This window comes from Corynebacterium sp. UMB6689, from assembly GCF_030215295.1.
Taxonomy (GTDB): Bacteria; Actinomycetota; Actinomycetes; order Mycobacteriales; family Mycobacteriaceae; genus Corynebacterium; species Corynebacterium aurimucosum.
Window position 1 is genome coordinate 141,043 of record NZ_JASOLS010000007.1, and the last position, 7,080, is coordinate 148,122.

General features: G+C 61.7%; 6 protein-coding genes. 3 read left to right on the forward strand and 3 right to left on the reverse strand.

The window, feature by feature from the left end:
- The first annotated feature begins 262 nt into the window (after nt 1-262).
- Complete coding sequence (locus tag QP363_RS05855; protein ID WP_284763321.1) at nt 263-1,783, forward strand: aldehyde dehydrogenase family protein; 1,521 nt, start codon at nt 263-265, stop codon at nt 1,781-1,783.
- Here QP363_RS05855 and QP363_RS05860 read toward each other — a convergent pair.
- Nucleotides 1,780-2,931: an alpha/beta hydrolase gene (locus QP363_RS05860; RefSeq protein ID WP_284763322.1), complete on the reverse strand. Its 1,152-nt coding sequence runs from the start codon at nt 2,929-2,931 to the stop codon at nt 1,780-1,782. The two genes, QP363_RS05855 and QP363_RS05860, sit on opposite strands and share 4 nt — an antisense overlap.
- A complete protein-coding gene (locus tag QP363_RS05865) occupies nt 2,928-3,188 on the reverse strand; it encodes a hypothetical protein (RefSeq protein ID WP_284763324.1) in 261 nt (86 codons plus the stop codon). The genes QP363_RS05860 and QP363_RS05865 overlap by 4 nt, the downstream gene beginning before the upstream one ends.
- Before the next feature lie 102 nt (nt 3,189-3,290).
- Between QP363_RS05865 and QP363_RS05870 the strand changes: the two genes are divergently transcribed.
- The gene (locus QP363_RS05870) at nt 3,291-4,100 is read left to right on the forward strand and encodes a carbon-nitrogen hydrolase family protein (RefSeq protein ID WP_284763326.1); all 810 of its coding nucleotides are present in this window, start codon (nt 3,291-3,293) and stop codon (nt 4,098-4,100) included.
- 51 nt (nt 4,101-4,151) lie between these two features.
- On the opposite strand, the gene QP363_RS05875 is transcribed toward QP363_RS05870, so the two are convergent.
- Nucleotides 4,152-5,351 (reverse strand): FAD-binding oxidoreductase, encoded by a 1,200-nt coding sequence (locus QP363_RS05875; protein ID WP_284763328.1) that lies wholly within the window; start codon nt 5,349-5,351, stop codon nt 4,152-4,154.
- Between the two features lie 168 nt (nt 5,352-5,519).
- Between QP363_RS05875 and QP363_RS05880 the strand changes: the two genes are divergently transcribed.
- Nucleotides 5,520-6,890, forward strand: coding sequence for a sodium/glutamate symporter (locus QP363_RS05880; RefSeq protein WP_284763329.1), 1,371 nt, complete (start codon nt 5,520-5,522; stop codon nt 6,888-6,890).
- Nucleotides 6,891-7,080: the final 190 nt, after the last annotated feature.

Below are 7,080 nucleotides of genomic sequence, written 5' to 3' on the forward strand. Positions count from 1 at the left end.
CGCTCGTTGCTTAACACGTGCCCTTGTTGCCAAAGTTCTTGTTCAAAATTGCTCTGGACCGTGAAACTTTGGCAACGAGGGCAGTTTGGGTAGCAACTTTCCTGGGGAGGATAGCTTTCGAAAACGTGAGTTTTGCAAAACTTAACACTACACTCGCACTCAACGTTGTGCGACCTATCACATTCCTAGGTGAATGTGTCTGAGACACCTTAGGTGAAGGCCCGACGGAGACCTATAAGACGACAAGAAAGGTGCGATGACCATGACTTTGTATGCGAACCCAGGAACCCCTGATGCCATCGTGAACTTCCGTGAGCGCTATGACAACTACATCGGCGGCGAGTGGGTACCACCGGTTGATGGTGAGTACATGGACAACATCACCCCGGTTACCGGAGAGGTTTTCTGCCAGGTCGCACGCGGCAAGGAAGCAGACATTAATCTGGCCATCGACGCCGCAGAGAAGGCCTTCGAAACCTTCGGTAAGAGCACCCCGGCCGAGCGTGCGCTCCTGTTGCACCGCATTGCGGATCGCATCGAGGAGAACCTGGAAAAGATCGCCGTCGCGGAAACCTGGGAGAACGGCAAGGCCGTGCGTGAGACCCTCGCTGCTGATATCCCGCTGGCCGTCGATCACTTCCGCTACTTCGCCGGCGCGATTCGTGCTCAGGAGGGCCGCCTGTCCCAGATTGACCAGGACACCGTGGCGTACCATTTCCACGAGCCGCTGGGTGTGGTGGGGCAGATCATCCCGTGGAACTTCCCGCTGCTCATGGCGGCGTGGAAGATTGCTCCGGCGCTGGCCGCGGGCAACACCATTGTGATGAAGCCGGCCGAGCAAACCCCGGCCTCCATCCTGCTGCTCATTGACATTATTGAGGACCTCCTGCCGAAGGGCGTCCTCAACATCGTCAACGGTGTCGGTGAGGAAGCGGGCGTGGCTCTGTCTACCTCGGATCGCATTGCCAAGATTGCCTTCACTGGATCCACCCCGGTGGGCAAGATTATCAACAAGGCCGCTGCAGACAAGGTCATTCCTGTCACGCTGGAGCTCGGCGGCAAGTCGCCGTCCATCTTCTTCGCGGACATCATGGACAAGGACGATGCCTACCTGGAGAAGTGCGTCGAAGGCTTCGTCATGTTCGCGCTCAACCAGGGTGAGGTCTGCACCTGCCCATCGCGCGCTCTCATCCACGAGGACATCGCGGACAAGTTCCTAGAGCTGGCCATGGAGCGCGTGAAGAAGATCAAGATCGGCCACCCGCTCGACACCGAAACGATGATGGGCGCGCAGGCTTCCCGGGAGCAGATGGACAAGATCATCGAATACCTCGAGATCGGCCCGAAGGAAGGTGCGGAGACCCTCATCGGTGGACATGTGAACAAGGTGGAGGGCCTAGAGAACGGCTACTACATTGAGCCGACCGTCTTCCGTGGCACCAATGACATGCGCATCTTCCGCGAGGAAATCTTCGGCCCGGTGCTCTCCGTGGCCACGTTCAAGGACTTCGAGGAAGCCATCCAGATTGCTAACGACACCAACTTCGGCCTGGGCGCCGGCGTGTGGTCGCGCCACCAGAACACCTGTTACCGCGCCGGGCGCGAAATCCAGGCCGGCCGCGTGTGGGTCAACCACTATCACGTGTACCCCGCGCACAGCGCCTTCGGCGGATACAAGGAGTCCGGCATCGGCCGCGAGAACCACCTCATGATGCTCGCTCACTACCAGGAGACGAAGAACATGCTGGTGTCCTACTCCGAGGAGCAGGCTGGTCTCTTCTAAAAGCGTTGCGCGATGATGCCCAGACCCCGCAGAAATGCGAGGTCTTTCCAATAGGAACCATGATCCCCCGGCAGGCCGTTCGCGTCGGGCAGAGGGGCGGCGCCAAAAGCAGGGGAGGAGGGATCAGGGCCGTGGATTCCGCCGCGCGGTCCGGTGGCAATCGCGATGGGGTCCTCGGTATTCCGCGCGCTCCACACCCGGCCGTGCAGCTGCGAGGCACTAGCCACGGAAGCGCCCGGGCTGCCGACGAGCACGATGTCATCCGCAACACAGTCCTGCTGCGCCGCCTTGCCCACCACCACAGAGCCATAGGAGTAGCCCAGGAGGATATGCTGCGCGTGCGGAAAGCGCTGCCGCAAAGCGCGCTGGAAGCGGCCCAGCTCAGCAGCTCCGCGGCGCGCCGGGTCCTCGTGTGCAGCGCGGGGCAGCGAGGCCGGGGCGGAATAACCAATCCACGCCACCGTGGGCCCATTGGTGGCGCGCGCGATGGCGCGGGCGCGCTCCACGGCGGTGGGCCAGCTCGCTGTCTCGGAAGAACCTACCCCACCCACAAAGGTGCTTACCTGGGCGGCGTGGGTCCCGATGCCTTCAGGGTCCACGAGTGCCACCAACCGCCCGGGTCCGGCCTCCAGCACGGTGATATCCGGGTTAGCCGCGGCCAGGGAACGAACCTCCTCGCTAGCCATGGTCAGCTGGACCTCATGCAATTCCGCTAGGGGTAGCTCGCTGAAATCCTCCAAGCGGCTCGGTGGCTGGGCCATCTCCGGAGTGCATAAGGCGTTTAATTGGCGGGCGCAGGCCCAATCGAGGACGTCGGCCAACGCATCTAACTGCCCAAGCGCCACGCTGGCGGGCTCGGCAAATACAGGGATCGCAGCGAGCTGCAGTGCGCGTGAGCGCAGTTGTTCAATTCTCTCCAGCAGTGGCGCATAGAGGCTCAGGATCCGCGCGGCCAGGCGCATCTGTTGCGCGGGTTCTAATAGCGTGTCGGTGGCGCGCTGCAATGCGTGCCGTGCGGCATCGGCAGCAGCTCCGGATAGCGCTAGGCCCGCCCAATGATGGTGTGAGTCAGTGACATAAAGTTCGAGTTCAGAAGCAGAATTTACCATCCAGTCAGCCTCCGTGCGTAGTTCTTCCGCCGCGCTCATTCGCTTCCCTCCAGGCGTGCGGAAAGGTTCACATCAAGACTCTGGGTCACACCCACGAAGCGCTCCAGCTCTCCTAGGCGCGCCCGTCGATCCCCTTCGCTGGCTCTTCGCACCTCCTCCCACCGCGCGCTGAGAAGAGCTAGTGCGCGAGCCGTACGGGGAGGCTCTTTCAAAGAAGGCGTGGCGGCGGGCGAGACGTGGCCGAAGAGGGAACGGATCTGCTGAAGGGCAGCATGGTCGATGTCGAGGTGGTTCATAGCATCGAGAGTGCGCTAACTGTCCAATCGCCGTAAAGAGCAGCAACCGCGAATCCACGAAATCTGTGGATAACTAGTCCGGGCTCGTCTACCGTGGGCCGCATGAAGGTAGCAGCAGTTCAATTGACCAGTACCGGAAACGTCGAGGAGAACCTCGTAGTAGCGCTCGACAAGATCCGGGAAGCCGCGGCCAACGGCGCGCAGCTCATCGTCCTGCCGGAAGCTACCACCCAGAGCTTCGACTCCGGGCGCCTCGATACACACGCAGAAGGGCTTGATGGCCCCACCGCCACTGCCGTGCGCGCGCTGGCAGAAGAACTCGGCGTGTATGTGGTGCTGGGAATGTTTGCCCCAGCGGATACCGTCCAGCGTGGGGAGAAGACCATTAATCGTGTGGCCAACGTTGCGCTCATCGCCGGGCCTGGTGTTCTCGGCGGCTACGAAAAAATCCACACTTACGATGCTTTCAAGTACAAGGAATCCGATACCGTCCGGCCGGGCGAGTCACTCGTTGCCTTCGATGCCGGTGACCTCACCGTGGGTGTCGCCACCTGCTATGACATCCGCTTCCCTGAACAATTCAAGGAGCTCGCCCGCCAGGGTGCTCAGCTCATCGTCGTGCCCACCAGCTGGGCAGATGGCCCGGGCAAGCTGGAGCAATGGCGCCTGCTCAGCGCGGCGCGCGCGCTTGATTCCACGGCTTATATTCTGGCCGCAGACCAGGCCCGCCCCGGTGGGGAGGCGAAGGCGGGGCAGACTTCCGGCCCCACCGGCATTGGGCACTCCGTCCTCGTGGCGCCGGATGGCACACGTCTTGCCGAAGCCGGCTATGAGCCGGAAATCCTCTACGGCGAGGTGGAGCCAGACTCCGTGGCGAAGGTCCGCGAATCCCTCCCCGTCCTAGACGCCTAAGCCCCGATTGCACGCCTAAGCTCCGTTTGTACGCCTAGGCGCTCAGCGCGCCTAGGCCCACTGGGATTTCTTCCACGCCGCCCAGGCTTCCCAGTCATCGCCCCAGCCGTCGAGCTCCGCGGCGGAGGCCGCCCACTCGTGGCCACGCTGCCAGCTATCCATGGTGATAGCCTTTTCCGCGACGCCACCCGCGAGCAAGGCCGCGCGCGCTAATTCCACGCGGTCGGCCGGACCGATGAGTACAAAGCGGCGGTCAGTCCCTTCGGCGAGCACCGGTTCCATCGGCTCCTTGGCCACCACAGGCTTAAACCCGTGGGCAGCCGGCTGCGCCCCCAGCAACCACGGGTCCTGTCCCTCCCGCACGATGTGGCGCAGCTTCAGCTTCGGAACCAAGGCCTGCAGGTTGGCCTGAAATTCCGTGTCATAGTGCTCGCCCGGCGAAGGTGCTACGGCATAGACCTGGAGACCGGAGGGGAGGGTGTTCTCCAGGGCGTCGAGAAGCAGCGCCCGGGCGCCCGCCCACCCGGTACCGAAAGAAATCAGGGTGGTTCCGGAATCGAGTTGCGGCGGCTCACCGGCGGGCATGCCCAACGTCCACCAATCACCCGGCTGCGCCTTGGCCAGCATGGAGGAAGCTTCACCGGCCAGCGCGAGGTGGAATATCAGTTGCCCGGAATCGCCAGCAGGCGCAGCCGGGGTCAACGGACGCCAGGTTCCCGGCGTGAGCTGCGAGGTCACCGGCACGTGCTGGCCCGCGCGGTAGTCCAGCGCCATACCGGACTCCAACCGGACCACAGCGGTGTTCCGGTTGGGCTTTTCCACCGCCACCACCTGGGCGCTATGAGCGGGAGGAAGACCGGCGACATCCGCCTCCTCGGCGGCGGTGCGCATGATGGAGCACACCTGGGAAATGGTGCGCGTGGCGACGTCATGCTGGTACGGCGTGAGCCCCAGAACCCCCAGCCCGTGAACAAGTGATGCCTCAAATTTCGGATAGACCTCAGGCGGGAAACCGAGGCGGCGATGATCACGGCCCATGCGTACCAGGCGCTGGGCCACGTCCCCCTGTACCTCATCGCCCTCCACATTCTCCAGCACCCACGCCAGCGCCGGGGCCATGGAAGGGTGCGTGTCTTTCATCGACAGAGCAAAGACTTGGCGGGATTCAGCCACGGTGGCGAAAAAGTGCCTGTGTACTGCATCGCGATAGTCCTCCGCGTGCTTGCGTAGGTGTTCACCCAGTTCCCTCATGCCCGCCCATCCTAGCCCCTGGGGGTAGAGCCACATCACCCTCGGGTTATATGCCAGGGGTGGCAAAGTGGGGAGGGGGTTGTAGTGTAATCAACGGTTCATTTCCCGAAAGAGGGTGAGTCTCGTCTCAAGGACGCCGCCGAGTGCGGCATGGAAGGAAGTTTTCGCATGGAAGAATTCTCTGCGTTCACAATCATGACCGACGTGGGCTGGATTTCTTTGCTCATGGTTATCGGCAACGTTCTGCGCCACCAGATCAAGTTCGTGTTCCAGGACTTGCTCTTGCCTGCCCCCATCACGGCAGGCTTACTCGGCTTGCTCTTAGGCCCTAATGTCTTGGGTTGGATCGGTTTCTCCGACAACCTCGGCGATTACACCTCACTGCTCATCGCTGTGGTCTTCGCCTCCATGGCCTTCTCCATGGAGATGGGCGGCAATATGGGCAAAGGCGCCCGCAACATGTGGGGCTATTCCACCATGATGTTCACCGGCCAGTGGGGCCTGTTCATCGTTTTGGGTCTTCTCCTGTTCAAGCCAACCTTTGATACCCCAGACTGGTTCGGCATGATGCTGCCCGTTGGCTTCACGGGTGGCTTCGGTACCGCGGCGGCTGTCGGCAGTGCCTTGGAAGGTGTGGGTGCTGAGGCGGCGTCCTCCTTGGGCTTTACCTCCGCCACCGTGGGTACGCTGGCCGCCATCATTGGCGGTATCGTCGCCGGTAACTGGGGCATCCGTAAGGGCAAGGTTTCGCATGTGCCGAAGCAGCTTCCGGAGGAACTGCGCCGCGGCTACATCTCGCGCCTGGAGGATCGTCCTTCCCTGGGCCGTGCCACGACGAACCCCTCTGCCATCGAGCCCATCACCCTGCACGTTGGCTTTATCGCTTTGACCGTGATGACCGCTTATGGCATCAACAAGGGAATCTCCTCTGTGTGGGAGAACGTGTCCATCCCGCTGTTCGCTATGTCTATGGTCGTGGGTCTGCTCTTCCGTGCGGTGATGAACATGGTGGGCGCCAAGGATTACCTGGACAAGGACACGGTGAGCTCGGTGTCCGGTGCGGCCACCGACTACCTCATTGCCTTCGGTGTGGCGGCCATCGTGCCGGCTGCCGTCGCGGCCTACTGGCAGGCTCTTCTCCTGCTCTTCGTTCTGGGTACCATCTACTGCATCTTCTTCCTCATGTGGTTCCCTGCCGAGTTCTTCGGCGAGCGCTGGATTGAGCGCGGCATCTTTGGTTGGGGCTGGGCGACGGCTACCGTGGCCACCGGTATTGCGGTCCTCAAGATCGTCGATCCGAAGCTCAAGTCCGGCACCCTGTCGGAGTACGGCATGGCCTACATTGGCTTCGGTCCCTTCGAGATTTCCTGGACCATCATCGCGCCGCTGGCCGTCATGTACGGCTTCACCGCTGGTTTCGGCTGGATCTCCCTGGGCATCGCGGTGGTCATTTACCTCGTCTTCAAGTTCGGTGGCATGATGCCGCCGCGCGGCACCATCTTCAAGGAAGGCATCGGACACGTCGGCTCAGAGAAGTAGACGCTGACCTGCTAGCACGTGGAAACCCTCAGCCTTATGGCTTGAGGGTTTTCTCGTCTTAAGCAAGGCCTGAATGCTAGTGCGAAATGGATTTAATCTTGCATTGCTCTTTTGTTAAGGGAAAGGCTAAAATTCAGGAAGCTGTTAGTGTGGCGCCCTCCCATCCTCTCTTTTTCTTTTTTGCTCAGTG